The sequence below is a fragment of the Agrobacterium sp. MA01 genome (genome assembly GCF_009650195.1).
Taxonomy (GTDB): domain Bacteria; phylum Pseudomonadota; class Alphaproteobacteria; order Rhizobiales; family Rhizobiaceae; genus Allorhizobium.
Window position 1 is genome coordinate 2,490,608 of sequence record NZ_CP045854.1, and the last position, 14,269, is coordinate 2,504,876.

The 14,269-nt window shown below is 61.0% G+C and carries 15 protein-coding genes and 1 pseudogene; 11 read left to right on the forward strand and 5 right to left on the reverse strand.

The window, feature by feature from the left end:
• Window positions 1–8: 8 nt before the first annotated feature.
• Window positions 9–476: an Lrp/AsnC family transcriptional regulator gene (locus tag GH983_RS12095; protein WP_054151541.1), complete on the reverse strand. Its 468-nt coding sequence runs from the start codon at window positions 474–476 to the stop codon at window positions 9–11.
• Window positions 477–714: 238 nt separating this feature from the next.
• On the opposite strand from GH983_RS12095, the gene trxB reads away from it, so the two are divergent.
• From trxB to GH983_RS12115, 4 genes are all read left to right on the forward strand, one after another.
• Entirely contained in the window at window positions 715–1,692 is a 978-nt protein-coding gene (gene trxB / locus GH983_RS12100; protein WP_153762498.1) for a thioredoxin-disulfide reductase, read from the forward strand.
• A 20-nt stretch (window positions 1,693–1,712) separates the two neighbouring features.
• A complete protein-coding gene (locus GH983_RS12105; protein ID WP_054151539.1) occupies window positions 1,713–2,609 on the forward strand; it encodes a LysR family transcriptional regulator VtlR in 897 nt (298 codons plus the stop codon).
• 362 nt (window positions 2,610–2,971) lie between these two features.
• Entirely contained in the window at window positions 2,972–3,265 is a 294-nt protein-coding gene (locus GH983_RS12110; protein ID WP_054151538.1) for a helix-turn-helix transcriptional regulator, read from the forward strand.
• A gap of 59 nt (window positions 3,266–3,324) precedes the next feature.
• Window positions 3,325–4,425, forward strand: coding sequence for an alkene reductase (locus GH983_RS12115; RefSeq protein ID WP_153762499.1), 1,101 nt, complete (start codon window positions 3,325–3,327; stop codon window positions 4,423–4,425).
• A gap of 43 nt (window positions 4,426–4,468) precedes the next feature.
• Here GH983_RS12115 and GH983_RS12120 read toward each other — a convergent pair whose 3' ends face one another.
• Window positions 4,469–4,861, reverse strand: coding sequence for a DUF6220 domain-containing protein (locus tag GH983_RS12120; protein WP_153762500.1), 393 nt, complete (start codon window positions 4,859–4,861; stop codon window positions 4,469–4,471).
• The gene (locus GH983_RS12125; protein ID WP_153762501.1) at window positions 4,858–5,898 is read right to left on the reverse strand and encodes an NAD(P)H-binding protein; all 1,041 of its coding nucleotides are present in this window, start codon (window positions 5,896–5,898) and stop codon (window positions 4,858–4,860) included. The genes GH983_RS12120 and GH983_RS12125 overlap by 4 nt, the downstream gene beginning before the upstream one ends.
• A 93-nt stretch (window positions 5,899–5,991) precedes the next feature.
• Between GH983_RS12125 and GH983_RS12130 the strand changes: the two genes are divergently transcribed.
• Entirely contained in the window at window positions 5,992–6,930 is a 939-nt protein-coding gene (locus GH983_RS12130) for a LysR family transcriptional regulator (protein WP_153762502.1), read from the forward strand.
• Window positions 6,931–6,978: 48 nt separating this feature from the next.
• On the opposite strand, the gene GH983_RS12135 is transcribed toward GH983_RS12130, so the two are convergent.
• Window positions 6,979–7,248, reverse strand: coding sequence for a DUF2188 domain-containing protein (locus GH983_RS12135; protein WP_054151533.1), 270 nt, complete (start codon window positions 7,246–7,248; stop codon window positions 6,979–6,981).
• Between the two features lie 87 nt (window positions 7,249–7,335).
• Between GH983_RS12135 and GH983_RS12140 the strand changes: the two are divergent.
• The 3 genes and pseudogenes from GH983_RS12140 to GH983_RS12150 form a co-directional block, all read left to right on the forward strand.
• A pseudogene (locus GH983_RS12140) lies at window positions 7,336–7,479 on the forward strand (calcium:proton antiporter); the annotation flags it as partial.
• 190 nt (window positions 7,480–7,669) lie between these two features.
• Window positions 7,670–8,875, forward strand: a complete 1,206-nt coding sequence (locus GH983_RS12145; RefSeq protein ID WP_153762503.1) for an OpgC family protein — start codon at window positions 7,670–7,672, stop codon at window positions 8,873–8,875.
• Window positions 8,876–9,039: 164 nt separating this feature from the next.
• Window positions 9,040–10,269, forward strand: coding sequence for a PQQ-dependent sugar dehydrogenase (locus tag GH983_RS12150; protein ID WP_153762504.1), 1,230 nt, complete (start codon window positions 9,040–9,042; stop codon window positions 10,267–10,269).
• A gap of 68 nt (window positions 10,270–10,337) precedes the next feature.
• On the opposite strand, the gene GH983_RS12155 is transcribed toward GH983_RS12150, so the two are convergent.
• Window positions 10,338–11,540: a pyridoxal phosphate-dependent aminotransferase gene (locus GH983_RS12155; RefSeq protein ID WP_153762505.1), complete on the reverse strand. Its 1,203-nt coding sequence runs from the start codon at window positions 11,538–11,540 to the stop codon at window positions 10,338–10,340.
• A 101-nt stretch (window positions 11,541–11,641) separates the two neighbouring features.
• Here GH983_RS12155 and GH983_RS12160 point away from each other — a divergent pair, with 101 nt between their 5' ends.
• The 3 genes from GH983_RS12160 (at window position 11,642) to GH983_RS12170 (ending at window position 14,255) form a co-directional block, all read left to right on the forward strand.
• On the forward strand, window positions 11,642–12,199 hold the full coding sequence (locus GH983_RS12160; RefSeq protein ID WP_153762506.1) for a hypothetical protein: 558 nt from the start codon (window positions 11,642–11,644) through the stop codon (window positions 12,197–12,199).
• Window positions 12,200–12,352: 153 nt separating this feature from the next.
• The gene (locus GH983_RS12165; protein ID WP_153762507.1) at window positions 12,353–13,501 is read left to right on the forward strand and encodes a PQQ-dependent sugar dehydrogenase; all 1,149 of its coding nucleotides are present in this window, start codon (window positions 12,353–12,355) and stop codon (window positions 13,499–13,501) included.
• Between the two features lie 538 nt (window positions 13,502–14,039).
• Window positions 14,040–14,255 (forward strand): cold-shock protein, encoded by a 216-nt coding sequence (locus GH983_RS12170; protein ID WP_006725577.1) that lies wholly within the window; start codon window positions 14,040–14,042, stop codon window positions 14,253–14,255.
• Window positions 14,256–14,269 lie beyond the last annotated feature (14 nt).

Here is a 14,269-nt window from a genome sequence, read left to right on the forward strand (position 1 = left end):
CGGGCCGCTCAGATCTCCACCAAACCAACCTTCTTCACCTGCCGGATCGTCAACATCGTCCTGACTGTGTCGACATGTTCGTTGGCCGTCAGCACTTCGATGACGAAGTCCTGGAAACGGGTCAGATTTTCCGCCACGCAATGCAGCAGGAAATCGCTGTCACCGTTGACCATCCAGGCCTGACGGACGATCGGCCAGCTGTCGGTCGCCGCCGCAAAGGCCTTCAGATTGGCTTCCGACTGGTGCTTCAATCCCACCATGCAGAAGGCAACGAGATCATAGCCCAGCCGGCTGGCATTCAGAATGGCGTGATAGCTTTCGATCACGCCGGCCTCCTCGAGCTTGCGTACCCGGCGCAGGCAGGGCGGCGCCGAAATGCCGACACGTTCGGAGAGTTCCACATTGGTCATGCGCCCGTCCCGCTGCAATTCTTTCAGAATGCGCAGGTCGATGGCGTCGAGTTCTACCTTGAGCACGGTCGATCCTTTTGAAGATGTGTGCGATATCTACTCTTTCAGACGTAATTGGCAAGAATCCTCCGCGTTCACGCACAATTATTGCGTGGACGCGCAAAGCTCTGTTGCTAATGCCGGGCCATGCCTTGAATTGCTTGTCGCTTCGATCCTAAATGGGCGACAGTTGCGCAACGGTCGGGTTTGCCTGCGCTTGATACCCCCGATCGAAGACGAAGACCGCGCATTGAAAGGAAGCGACATGACTGCCCGCCACACCAAGGTGCTGATCATCGGCTCCGGCCCTGCCGGCTACACCGCTGCGATCTATGCCGCCCGCGCCATGCTGAAGCCGGTTCTGATCGCCGGCATGGAACAGGGTGGTCAGCTGATGATCACCACGGATGTGGAAAATTACCCGGGCTTTGCCGATCCGATCCAGGGCCCCTGGCTGATGGAACAGATGCTCAATCAGGCGGTCCATGTCGGCACGGAAATCGTCAGCGATCTCGTGACAGAGGTGGACACCAGCCATCGTCCGTTCACTGTGAAGACCGACGGCGGCCAGATCTGGACCGCTGACACGCTGATCATCTGCACCGGCGCCAAGGCCAAGTGGCTCGGCATCGAGAGCGAGCAGCATTTCCAGGGCTTCGGCGTATCCGCCTGCGCCACTTGCGACGGCTTCTTCTATCGCAACAAGGACGTCATCGTCGTTGGTGGCGGCAACTCGGCCGTCGAGGAAGCGCTCTACCTCTCGCATATCTGCAAGTCGGTCACCGTCGTCCATCGCCGTGATAGCTTCCGTTCGGAAAAGATCCTGCAGGAACGTCTCTTCGCCAAGGAGAACATCCGCGTCCTCTGGAACACGACAGTCGAGGAAATCACCGGCGCCCCGGCCAAGCCGCCGATGCCGCCGTCCGTTTCCGGCGTCAGGCTCAAGGATGCGCTGACCGGTGCCGTCACCGACATGCCGATCGACGGCGTCTTCGTCGCCATTGGCCATGCGCCGGCCGTCGAACTGTTCAAGGACAAGCTGAAGCTCAAGTCCAACGGCTATCTCTGGACCGCGCCGGATTCGACCGCAACCGACGTGGCCGGCATCTTTGCCGCCGGTGACGTGACCGACGACGTCTACCGCCAGGCGATCACCGCCGCCGGCATGGGCTGCATGGCAGCGCTCGAGGCCGAACGTTTCCTCTCGGCCCTGCCCGTCGAGACACAACAAGCCGCGGAATAGCCGCCATGAGAGGGGGCGGCATGCCGCTGGACTGGGACAAACTGCGCATTTTTCATGCGGCCGCCGAAGCTGGGTCCTTCACCCACGCGGCCGACAAGCTGCATCTGTCCCAGTCGGCGATCAGCCGCCAGGTCTCCTCCCTGGAGCAGGACATCGGCGTCAAGCTTTTCCACCGCCATGCGCGCGGCCTGATCCTCACCGAACAGGGTGAACTGCTCTATCGCACCGCCCATGACGTTCTCCTGAAGCTGCAGACGGTAAAGATGCAGTTGACCGAGACGACCGAAAAGCCGTCCGGCAAGCTGCGGGTCACGACCACCGTCGGCCTCGGCCAGGGCTGGCTGACCGACAAGGTGCAGGAATTTCTGCAGCTCTACCCCGACATGTCGATCCAGCTGCTCCTCGACAACGAGGAACTCGACGTCAACATGCGCCATGCCGACTGCGCAATCCGGCTCCGCCAGCCACAGCAATCGGACCTCATCCAGCGCAAGCTGTTCACGGTGCATATGCACGTCTATGCGGCACCGTCCTACATCAACCGCTACGGCGAACCGCAGTCCATCGAGGATCTCGACAACCACCGGATTATCACCTTCGGCGAACCGGCACCGAATTACCTGTTGGACGTCAACTGGCTGGAAGTCGCCGGCCGGTCCTCCGACAATCCGCGCATGCCGCATCTGCAGATCAACAGTCTGACCTCGATCAAGCGTGCCTGCCTGCTCGGTATCGGCATCGCCATGCTGCCGGATTACATCGTCGGCCGCGATCCGGGTCTGCTGCAGTTGGTCACCAGTGCCGACGTGCCTTCCTTCGACACCTATTTCTGCTATCCCGACGAGATCAAGAACGCCGCAAAGCTGAAGGCATTCAGGGACTTCATCGTCGCCAAGGCCCGAAACTGGAACTTCTAAGGCAGCCTGACGGCTGCCCTTTTAGTAGGTTGCGCACACAGACTTGCGCATCATGCATGCCTGACATGCATAAAAATGCATTGTTCACTGCACAAAAAACCACCATATCGCACACAGCTGATGCACATGGTGGCTTTTTCCTCCCAGTTCCACCGCAGCAGCTGTTCCCCTCTGGAGGTTTTTGACCTTCACAATTCAAAGGGCCCTGGTTATTCCGGTGGCCCTCTTTTTTTGTTATTTTGTTGGAACAATAGATCCTTCCAGCCGTTACAGCGTCTGGCGGAACTGACGCCGGGCCTCTCGGCCCCAACGGCAGAGATCTCTCCGCAGCAGACTGAAAATGCAGACGATTTGGAGGGGAAATGTTCCTAGAGGACGTGATGAAGGCGCTGGCTCACCCGGCGCGCATGGAAATGCTGATTTGGCTCAAGGATCCCAAAGAGTACTTCGGGGTGCCCAAAGAAGACGCAACCGACGGCATTAGCGCCGGTCAGTTCGAGCGATCCGGCCTGTCACAATCCGCGGTTTCCGCCCATCTCGCGACCCTTCAGCGCGCGGGCCTCATCAGTTCCAAGCGTGTCGGCCAGCGGGTTCTCTATCGCCGCAATGAAGATGCCATCGCGGAGTTCGTCAAGACCTTGAATGGAACACTCTGAGGCCCCACATCGGGATCCCCAATGAACCTTCCCATCATTGGAAACTCCCGAGAGGTTTCATGTCCAAGCTTTTTGAACCGACGTCCGTCGGCACCATCCCCGTTTCGAACCGCATCGCCATGGCGCCGCTGACCCGCAACCGGTCACCGGGCGCGTTTCCGAACGATCTCAACGTCGAGTACTACCGCCAGCGTGCGACTGCGGGCTTGATTATCAGCGAAGGCACGGCGATCACCCACCAGGCGCAGGGCTATGCCGACGTTCCCGGTCTCTACAAGTCCGAAGCCATCGACGGTTGGAAGAAGGTCACCGACGCCGTGCATGCAGCAGGCGGCAAGATCGTCACCCAGCTCTGGCATGTCGGCCGCATCTCGCATACGAGCCTGCAGCCAGAGGGCGGTGCCCCGGTCGCGCCCTCCGCCATCGCGGCGCAGTCCAAGACCTATATCCTCAATCCCGATGGTTCCGGCGCATTCGTCGAGACCTCCGAGCCGCGTGCTCTGGAAACGGCAGAACTGGCCGGCATCATCGAAGACTACCGCAAGGCGGCACGGGCTGCCATTGAAGGCGGCTTCGATGGGGTGGAGATCCACGCTGCCAACGGCTACCTGCTTGAGCAGTTCATGCGTTCGAACAGCAACCAGCGCACGGATCAATACGGCGGCTCGATCGAAAACCGCATCCGCCTGACGCTGGAAGTCGTCGAAGCCGTGACCAAGGAAATCGGCGCAGAGAAGACCGGCATCCGCATTTCCCCGACCACCCCGGCGAACGATGTCTCCGACCCCGATCCGAAGGCCGTCTATACGGCACTCGTCGAGGCGCTGGCCAAGTTCGACCTCGCCTTCGTGCATGTCATCGAAGGCGCGACCGGCGGTCCGCGCGACGTCCTGCCTTTCGACTGGAAGGCCCTCAAGGCCGCCTATCGCAATGCTGGCGGCAAGGGTGCCTGGATCGCCAACAATGGCTATGACCGCGCCTCTGCGATCGAAGCCGTCGAGAGCGGCTATGCCGACCTCGTCGCCTTCGGCCGCCCCTTCATCGCCAATCCGGATCTCGTCCGCCGCCTGAAGGAAGATGCGAGCCTCAACCCGCTGGATCAGGCCACGCTCTACGGCGGCGGCGCGGAAGGCTACACGACCTATCCGGCGCTTGCCTGACACTAAAAGGGGCGCCCGCGACACCGGGCGCCCTTCCCCTGGACTAGAAGGAACCTCGATTGTGAGGCTTCAAGCGTCTGACAAGCTGAAGAGCGACCAGCGCCATCACCAGACCGTTGACCGGATGCAGCGCCCCGAGAAGCGGCAGTGCGCCACCAAGTGCGGCAAGCGTCACTTGAGCGAGATAGAGGGCGAACAGCATGCCGGCGATACCGCGGTATGCCCGCAGTCCTTGCGACAGGGACATCAGGAAGAGCCCGATCAAGGGCACACCCAAGGCCCCGCCCGTCGCCGCATGCGCATCCCAGCCCATCCCGGCGCCGAAGACCGTCATGCCCGCAAGGAAGAACTGGACGACGACCCCTGCGAGCACGGTGACCGCCAGCCCCCTGAAGACAAGCACCGCAATCGGAGCAGCAACCACAGCCCCGCTCATTGCTCACCTCCCGCAAGACGTAGCACCGGCTCACCCCTAGCCGCAGTTTCGGCCTGCGTCAGGCAACCGAGGCTCAGAAGTGTCGCGGTGACCGCGACATCGACCGGGGTCTGTGGCTCTTCCCCGAGAAAGTCGACGAGCCGGGAATTGTCGAGCCGGATCGTTTCACGCCAGAGATAGCGCATCTCGTACAGTTCCCGCATCAGGGGCATGAAAGGCCGGGCAAGTCCTGCCAGACGCCAGGGAAAGCCGAAGGAGAATATGCCGGGCCGGCCCACGGCACGGCCGATCGCCGCCACCATCTCAGTGCCATCGGCATCGTAGAAGCCATCCATGTGAAACCGCGCAAAGCGCGGCAGTTCATCCGCACGATCGAGCAGTCGCATGAAGGTCTCAGCGACGTCAGGCAGATAGGCCCAGGCATGCCCCACACCCTTGCGCCCGGGATTGACGACGAAGCGCACGGGTTTGCCGGGCTGCACGAGGCCCTGCGCGAACCAGTTGTTGCCGGCATCAGGCCCGAAGAAGTCCCCGGCGCGAACGATCAGCACGGGCACGCCCTCCGCCGCCGCCTGTTCCAGCCGCCGCTCGAGCTCCACCCGGATGCGGCCCTTCACCGTTTCCGGTTCCTGCCGACTGTCTTCGGCCACGAGCGGAAAGGTATCGCGGCCGAAATTATAGATCGTCCCCGGCATCAGGATTCGCGCCCCGACGGCGCGGGCAGCGGCAATCGTGTTGTCGATCATCGGCAGGACGAGCTCGCCCCAATTCCGATAGCCCGGTGGATTGACGCCGTGCACGATGATGCTTGCGCCTTCCGCCGCCCGCAAGACATCCTCGGCCCGCATTGCGTCACCCCTCACCCACTCGTAAGCCGGACGAGCAGATGTTTGGCGCTCCGGTGCGCGGTGCATGGCACGAACGCGGTAGCCGCGCTGCAGAAGAGCTGTCGCCAACGCTCCCCCGATGCCGCCCGTTGCCCCGAGCACCAGTGCAAGCGGTCGCTCCAGCGATGTCATTGTCCTTATCTCTGTCATGCTCATCTCCTGTGATTGAAACTGGACTGAGTGTGACAGCGACTAACGATATGCAGAATTGCCAAAGATCGTTCAGTCGATATACAAATATGAATGATCATCGATCAAATCAGCTGGGATCACTACCGAACCTTTCTCGCCGTCCTCGAGACCGGGTCGCTGTCGGCCGCCGCTCGCAGACTGGGTTTGACCCAGCCCACGGCCGGCCGACATATCGAGGCTTTGGAACAGGCCTTTGGCGCGCCGCTTTTCCTGCGCAGCCCACAGGGTCTGCTGCCCACGGAAAAGGCGCGCGCCATGCAGGGACATGCGCTTGGCATGGCCGCGATGTCGTCGGCTCTCGCTCGCATTGCGTCAGGCGACATGGAGGCGGTACGCGGCACCGTGCGCATTAGCGCCAGCGAGGTGATAGCAGTCGAAACTCTGCCCCCCATCCTCGCCCAGCTACAGGAGAAGCATCCGGGGCTGGAAATCGAGCTTTCGGCCTCCGATGCGGTTGAGGATCTGCTTCAGCAGGAGGCAGACATTGCCATTCGCATGGTCCAGCCCAGACAGGCCGCCTTGCTCAGCCAGCGGATCGGCAAGCTATCGCTCGGCTTTCACGCCCACCGACGCTATCTGGACCGCCATGGCTTGCCGACCGCCTTGAGCGATTTTGCAAGACACCGCCTGATCGGCTTCGACAGGCAGCTCGCCTATATCAGGGACATCCTCAAGGAGCGGCAGGATCTGGCTGGCATCGGCTTCGACTTCCGCGCCGACAGCAACCTGGTCCAGCTCGCCGCCATCCGTGCCGGACTCGGCATCGGCATGTGCCAGCACGCCATCGCAGCCCGCGAACCAGACCTTGTGGAAGTCCTGCCAGGAACACTCGATATATCGCTCGAAACCTTCGTTGTGATGCACGAAAATCTGAAGGCCGTGCCGCGCTATCGCGCCACCTTCGATGCTTTGGTTTCCGGCCTCAACGACTGGAAGAGGCTGTCTTGCGACGCTCCGGCCGCCACCAAGACAAGTGGACTCACGACGTGAATGAACGACCTTAAACGGTTGAAAAGAATCACGTTCTTATACGGGCCATCAGGCAGGAGGTCTCTGTTCGTCGACAAAGGTATCGACGATCTCGACTTCCGGACGATCGCCGCCATCGCTGTATTCCTCGCGCCAGCGTCCTGTTTCATCCTGATAACTGATGGTCACCGGCTCGTCGCCGACCTGCTGCTCCAGCATGACGATGCGTGCGGCTTCAAGGGCCTGGTCATGGGTCGGGAACGCTTCCGAATAGGCGCCACCGAGCCGATAGGCCCAACCGCCATCATGAGGAACGATCTCGTAGATGATCTTCACCATGGCCTTCTCCTCCTAGGCTGAGAAGGAGTATTCCATCAAAACGGCCCCGGCGCAAACGGACGAGCGATCGGACGGGGAAGGACGACGACGCCGGTCCAGACCACCAAGGTCGCCATGCCCCTGGTCGCAGCCGTGATCAATCTCAACGATGGCGAGACGAATGCAATCGAAGGCATGACCAATTTGGTCCTCTTCGCCACCTTCATCATGCTCGCCTTCCTCGGGCTCTGAACACGCATGATCAGCTCTGACTGCGGCATCCGACCACGGCTCCGTGAGCAATCAGGCTCGGAACTTTTGTCAAAAACCGCCGTTCCCTCCGCGAGGATCGGCCCCGACTGGGCCTCCCGCCGCATTGTCAACATGGTGCGGACGATGATCGCCGCCGCGGGTGACCAGGCGGCCAACTCGGGAGTCAAACGTGAAGAGATTGGACGTGATCGATGGCATGCGGGGGTACTTCCTCGTCTTCATGCTGATCAACCATTTGGTATTCACCGGGGGCCTCTGGCTCGTCGAAATCAACCACCGCAACCTCGCCTTCGTCGAAGATGCCCAAGGCTTCGTCTTCCTGTCGGGCCTGCTGACCGGCATGGTCTACAGCCGCAAGATGATGAAGGACGGCTATACGGTCGGCCGCGACAAGATCTGGACGCGGGCGCTGGAACTCTACCGCTATGCCATGGCGATCATCCTGATCGTGCTCGCCCTGCAGCTAGTCCTGCCGGGTGCAATAGCAGCCTGGAAGAACTGGTTGGGTGACGCAAGCCTGCTCGATCCGAGCTCGCTCGCGCCGGTCGCCACTTTCCTCGTCCAGCCGACCTTCATGGACATCCTGCCGCAATACATCGCCTACATGGTCTTCGCCCCGATCGTGATCTGGCTTTGCCTGCGCGGCCATTGGCTCGGCGTCGCCATCGGCTCGCTCCTGGTCTGGCTGGCGGCTCAGCTTGGCCTGCACCGCATCGTCACCTATCCGCTCGATGCCTGGCTCGCCGGCGCCCCGGACAAGGAAGGCCTGCGCGTGTCCTTCAACCTTCTCGGCTGGCAGATCGTCTTTTTCGCCGGCATCATTGCCGGCACCCTGACCTCGATGAAGAAGATCGAGTGGCAGAAGGTCTTCGACCCCAAGCGCACGACGCTTGCCTGGACGGCACTTGCGGTCACCCTCTTCTTCCTGCCACTCCGGATAGCAACCGCTCACGGCTTCATGCCCGGCTTCGTGCTCGAAAAATTCGGCCTGATGGAGGTCCGTGCCGATTTCGGTCCGGTCTACCTCATCAACTTCGCAGTCGTCGCCTATGGCATGGCCTGGATCCTGATCGCCGGCCCGCGCCACGACAATGCTGTGATCCGCAAGATCGCCGCGACTTTGACGAGCCTCTTCACCCTGAACTTCCTGCAGCTTCTCGGCCGTCACTCGCTGCACATTTATGTATGGCACGTGCTGATCGTCTATGCGGTCTACTACATCGACGCCCGGACACCGGAACTGTCACATTTGACCAAGACGGCCGTCACCATCGGCGCGCTCGCCATCCTCGCCTTGCCGGCCTTGTGGCGGGACCGCGAGAAAGTTTTCGCCAACGCACCCTATGTCGGCAGTTGGATCAAAACTCCGGCATGAGCAAGAACCGTCAGCGCGGGCCACCAGGCCCGCTCTCTCGTTGCGGATGAGACCTCTCCTCACCATCCGATAAAGAGAACTTGATCTGGCACGCTCTACCGAGGCGGAGCTTTCGGACCACTTCAGGCGTTGAACGGGTCCAATCATTCGACCAGGAGGAATTGATGAAGCGTATACCCCACATTCTTGCCGGAACCATGCTGAGCGTCAGCCTCGTCTCCCTTCCCGCCCTTGCCCAACAGGCCGGAACGCCGGTCGAGACCCAGGCACCGAACGCACCGAACCAGGAACCGGCCTTTTCCGGTCAGACAAGAGCCCCGCAGCCACCGGAGGTTATCAACATCAAGACCGAGGTCGTGGCCGAGGGCCTGCCGCATCTCTGGGCGATGGAATTCCTGCCCGATGGCCGCATGCTTGTGACCGCCAAGCAGGGTGCCATGCATATCATCGGCACTGATGGCACGGCCGGCCCCGAGATCGCAAACGTTCCGGAAGTCCTCGCCGATGGCCAGGGCGGCCTGCTCGATGTGGCTCTTGCGCCCGACTTTGAAAGCTCGGGCAGGATTTTCTTCTCCTTCGCCGAACCTCGGGATGACGACGGCAACGGCACATCGGTTGCCTCTGCACGCCTCGTCGCCGACGACCAGGGCGGCGGCGCCCTCGAAGACGTCACCGTGATCTTCCGCCAGACCCCGGGCTATGACGGCAACAAGCATTTCGGCTCCCGTCTCGCCTTCGGTCCGGAAGGTGAGCTCTATGTGACGGTCGGAGAGCGCTCCGATGCCGAGCCTCGCGTTCAGGCCCAGAACCTGCAGAGCGGCCTTGGCAAGATCTTCCGCATCAGCCAGACGGGTGAAGCCCTGGAAGGCAACCCCTTCATCGGCGAGGACGGCGCCCAGCCGGAAATCTGGTCGCTTGGTCACCGCAACCTCCAGTCAGCCACGATTGATGGTGAGGGCCGACTGTGGACGGTAGAGCATGGCCCCAAGGGCGGCGACGAGCTGAACCTTCCGGAGGCGGGCAAAAACTATGGCTGGCCGGAAGTCACCTACGGCGTCGAGTACAGTGGCGCCGCAGTGGGCGACGGCATCACCCAGATGGCCGACACCGAACAGCCAGTTTATTATTGGGACCCCGTCATCGCGCCCTCCGGCATGGCCTATTACGATGCCGACGCTATCCCCGAATGGAAGGGCGCTTTCCTCGTCGGCGGTCTCGTCAGCCAGGGCGTGGTCGTGCTGCACATGGAGAATGATCGCGTGAAGTTCGAGGAGCGCGTTGATCTCGATGCGCGTATCCGCGACGTGAAGGTTGGTCCCGATGGCGCAGTCTACGCCGTCACCGAACAGCGTGGCGGCGGCAACTCGACGATCATCAAGCTGACCAAGGGTTGATCATTATTGTCAAAGCAAAAGGGCCCGCAACGCGGGCCCTTTTCTTATGGTTTGAACCAGAAAATTGCTTACTTCAGCGAAGCGCAGAAGCGCTGGATGCGGCTGCAGGCCTCTTCCAGCTTGGCATTCGAGGTCGCGTAGGAAACGCGGAAGTTCGGGCCAAGACCGAAGGACGAGCCGTGAACGGTCGCGACACCTTCGGTCGCCAGCAGCTCCATGACGAAGTCTTCGTCGCTTTCGATGACCTTGCCCGACGGGGCGGTCTTGCCGATCAGCGCAGCACACGACGGATAGACGTAGAAGGCGCCTTCCGGCTTCGGGCAAACGATGCCGGACGCCTGGTTGAGCATCGAGACGACGAGGTCACGGCGCTCTTCGAAAGCCTTCTTGGATTCCGTGATGAAGTCCTGCGGACCATTCAGCGCTTCGACGGCCGCCCATTGGGCAACCGAGCAGGCGCCAGACGTCTGCTGGCCCTGGATCATGTCCATCGCCTTGATCAGCGGCAGCGGGCCGGCTGCATAGCCGATACGCCAGCCGGTCATCGCATAGGCCTTGGACACGCCATTCATGGTCAGCGTCCGCTCGTAGAGTTCAGGCTCGACCTGGGCCGGCGTGTAGTAGACGAAATCGCCGAACACGAGATGTTCGTACATGTCATCGGTCAGGACCCAGACATGCGGGTGCTTCATCAGCACGTCGGTCAGCGCCTTCAGCTCTTCCTTGCTATAGGCAGCACCCGACGGGTTGGACGGCGAGTTGAACATGAACCACTTGGTCTTCGGCGTGATCGCCTTGTCCAGCTGCTCGGCGGTCATCTTGAAATTGTTCTCGATCGTCGTCTCGACAGCGACCGGCGTGCCGCCGCACAGCGCGATCATTTCCGGATAGGAGACCCAGAATGGCGCGGGGATGATCACTTCATCTCCCGGATTGATCGTCGCCATGAAGGCGTTGAAAAGAATCTGCTTTCCGCCGGTGCCGACGATCACCTGCTCCGGCTTGTAGTCGAGACCGTTCTCGCGCTTGAACTTGTCAGCGATCGCCTTGCGCAGCTCCGGAATGCCGGCGACCGGCGTGTACTTCGTCTCGCCACGAGCAATGGCGGCAACGGCCGCGTCCTTGATGTTTTGCGGCGTATCGAAGTCTGGCTCGCCGACGGAGAGCGAAATGACGTCTTTCCCCTGCGCTTTGAGTTCCCGGGCCATCTGCGTGACGGCGATGGTCGCGGAAGGCTTGATGCGGGAAAGGGCGTCGGCAAGGAAAGCCATTGTGCAGGTCCTGAGCTGATTGAACATCGACCCCGCTCTCCGGGGCCTCAGGTCCAAGCTCTATGGCGAAAGAGCCCCGGCCTTTCAAGCCAAAAGCACGGATGGCGCAAGAGATTTGCGTCACCATTCCAATGCGTCTGTGGGCACGATTTCCCAAGCACCGCCGAAATCACAATTCGAGTTGGGAAACGCCACAATTTCGTCGCCATGACGACGCGATCACACGGTTTCATGCGGTCAGGACAAGAATGAAGGTGCCTGTCATGGATTATGAATTGGAAGCATGCACGCCACCCTCAAGGCGAAGCCGTTCACTGGCCTGGCTCGCCGCTGCCAGCGGCTTGGCTTTGGCTCTCTTCATGTTCGGAAGCCCCGGTGCCGCCTCGCCGCCCAGCCAGGACAAGGTCATCGTGGCCCCGTCGGCTTCCACCGTCTCGGCAGATCGCCTGACCACCGGAAGCATCGTCCCAGCGGCCCCTGTCCGACTGGTCGATGTCCCGACCTCAGCAGTTGAGCACCTGCCCCTCCCGCAGAAGGAGCGCCATGTGCTGATAATTCTCCTCTTCGCCTGCTTCACGGTCATGGCAGCCGGCGGCTTCGCCCTTTGGAAGCGCGGATGGCAGGAAATCGTCCAAGGCGAAAACAGCGATCAGCGGTAAGCGGCAGGTCGAACATCTGGATCTGGAATGCCGACGCCAGCTGCACACTTCGCCTTCAAAACTACGTCATGAGGCGGGCGCCGGCTGTGAAACGCCTTGCCAGCTGCATTTCAGTCCCCATCTTCTCGACGAGCAATCGATGGCTGTGAGGAGATGATGATGCTGAACCCCTTCGACAGAATCGCACGGCTGTGCGTGCCCGTCCTTGCCATATCGGTTGCGACGTCCGCATTGGCAGAAGAGCCCCGGGAGATCCGGGCCGGAGACGTCACCATCGAGGTCACCAGCATCGCCGAGGGCCTCGAAAACCCCTGGTCTGTTGAAGTGATGCCGGACGGGGCCTTTATCGTCACCGAGCGGCCCGGCCGCATGCGGATCATTCGTGATGGTGAAGTCGGTCGTCCGCTGGGCGGCTTGCCGAGGATCGCAGCCGTTGGCCAGGGTGGACTGCTCGACCTCGCCCTCTCTCCCGACTTCGCCGAAAGCCGCCGTCTCTTCTTTACGGCAGCCGCCCCCGGTCCGGGTGGACAGGGCACTGCTGTCTTCTCCGCGCGCCTGAGCGCAAACGAACGACGCCTCGAGGAGGTCCGTCGGATCTTTCTCATGAACAAGCTGACTGGCGCCGGCCAGCATTTTGGATCCCGGATCGCTGTCGCCGCTGATGGCAGCCTGTTTTTCGGCATCGGCGATCGTGGAGAACCGGACCGCGCCCAGGATCAGGCCGATCACGCCGGCAAGATCATCCGCATCAATGCCGACGGCACCCCTTCTTCCGCCAACCCCAGCGGGCAACTTCTTCCCGAAGTCTGGTCCAGCGGTCACCGAAATCCCCAAGGCATCGTCATCGATCCCGCCGATAACAGGCTTTATACCGTCGAACATGGCGCGCGCGGCGGTGACGAGATCAATGCACCCGAAGCAGGCAACAACTATGGCTGGCCGGTCATCTCCTATGGCAAGCACTATTCCGGCGCCGAAATCGGCATCGGTCAGACTGCCGATGGCTACGAGCAGCCGCTTCACTACTGGGACCCGTCGATCGCGCCGGGAGCGCTAGCAATCTACCGCGGCGCCATGTTCCCGGAATGGGAAGGCGACTTCCTGGTCGCCGCATTGAAATATCAGCTGATTGCCCGCATCGAGCGCAACGATGACGGCTCGATCGGCAAAGAAGAACGCATTCTGCAAGGCGACTACGGCCGCATTCGCGACGTGAAGGTCGCGCCAGACGGCTCCATCCTGCTGGTGACCGACGAAGAGGATGGACAGCTTCTACGCCTTACCCGTGCTGGCCAGAGTTGAGGAACGCCGCGAACCTGTTATCCGCCGGGCATTTGCCCCATGTTTGGGGCCAATTTGCCTGACAAGCTTGGCCCCCGCAGGATGCGAGACCGTCGAACACGGAAAATTTTCACCCGCAAATTTCCGTGTTCGAGAGGGGTTTTGTCTCAATCTCCATCGCAAGCGATGCAAATTTTCTTCGAAATGGCGTGACGAGGCCTTGCGACGGTAACGAATCACTCCATTCACACTGAAAACAAAGGAGTCTCGCCCCGGACAGGGTTAAAACTTTCGCTTGCCAATTTCCGACAAACCAAGCAATCTTCGCGCGTTCGGGCAATTTTGCGAGCATGGGAAGACCTATAAATGAGTGCGCGCCGGGGACGCTATAACAACCCCGGGCAGGCTAACTTGACAGGATGGAAACATCGTCGGGAGTTAGACTGCGGTAACAGGGCCCCTTTCCTCTAATTTCGACAAATGCCTGTCGCTCACCCGCTTGCGGGTACATTGCAATGCTGCCCCGCCGAATATGGGCAGAGAGAAAAGGACCTGACGCATGGCCGAGACTGGCACTGTAAAGTTTTTTAATACCGACAAGGGCTTTGGCTTCATCAAGCCCGACAATGGCGGCGCGGACATCTTCGTCCATATCTCCGCCGTTCAGGCATCGGGCCTGTCGGGCCTGACCGAAAACCAGAAGGTCAGCTTCGACACCGAACCCGATCGCCGTGGCAAGGGCCCTAAGGCCGTAAACCTGCAGATCTCCGGCTGATTTTACCCGGTTTT

Excerpts from the sequence above, each read along its gene's own strand:
- trxB (WP_153762498.1), top strand. The coding sequence starts at position 715 with ATGACTGCCCGCCACACCAAGGTGCTGATCATCGGCTCCGGCCCTGCC.
- GH983_RS12105 (WP_054151539.1), top strand. The coding sequence starts at position 1,713 with ATGCCGCTGGACTGGGACAAACTGCGCATTTTTCATGCGGCCGCCGAA.
- GH983_RS12110 (WP_054151538.1), top strand. The coding sequence starts at position 2,972 with ATGTTCCTAGAGGACGTGATGAAGGCGCTGGCTCACCCGGCGCGCATG.
- GH983_RS12115 (WP_153762499.1), top strand. The coding sequence starts at position 3,325 with ATGTCCAAGCTTTTTGAACCGACGTCCGTCGGCACCATCCCCGTTTCG.
- GH983_RS12120 (WP_153762500.1), bottom strand. The coding sequence starts at position 4,861 with ATGAGCGGGGCTGTGGTTGCTGCTCCGATTGCGGTGCTTGTCTTCAGG.
- GH983_RS12125 (WP_153762501.1), bottom strand. The coding sequence starts at position 5,898 with ATGACAGAGATAAGGACAATGACATCGCTGGAGCGACCGCTTGCACTG.
- GH983_RS12130 (WP_153762502.1), top strand. The coding sequence starts at position 5,992 with ATGATCATCGATCAAATCAGCTGGGATCACTACCGAACCTTTCTCGCC.
- GH983_RS12135 (WP_054151533.1), bottom strand. The coding sequence starts at position 7,248 with ATGGTGAAGATCATCTACGAGATCGTTCCTCATGATGGCGGTTGGGCC.
- GH983_RS12150 (WP_153762504.1), top strand. The coding sequence starts at position 9,040 with ATGAAGCGTATACCCCACATTCTTGCCGGAACCATGCTGAGCGTCAGC.
- GH983_RS12155 (WP_153762505.1), bottom strand. The coding sequence starts at position 11,540 with ATGGCTTTCCTTGCCGACGCCCTTTCCCGCATCAAGCCTTCCGCGACC.
- GH983_RS12160 (WP_153762506.1), top strand. The coding sequence starts at position 11,642 with ATGGCGCAAGAGATTTGCGTCACCATTCCAATGCGTCTGTGGGCACGA.
- GH983_RS12165 (WP_153762507.1), top strand. The coding sequence starts at position 12,353 with ATGATGATGCTGAACCCCTTCGACAGAATCGCACGGCTGTGCGTGCCC.
- GH983_RS12170 (WP_006725577.1), top strand. The coding sequence starts at position 14,040 with ATGGCCGAGACTGGCACTGTAAAGTTTTTTAATACCGACAAGGGCTTT.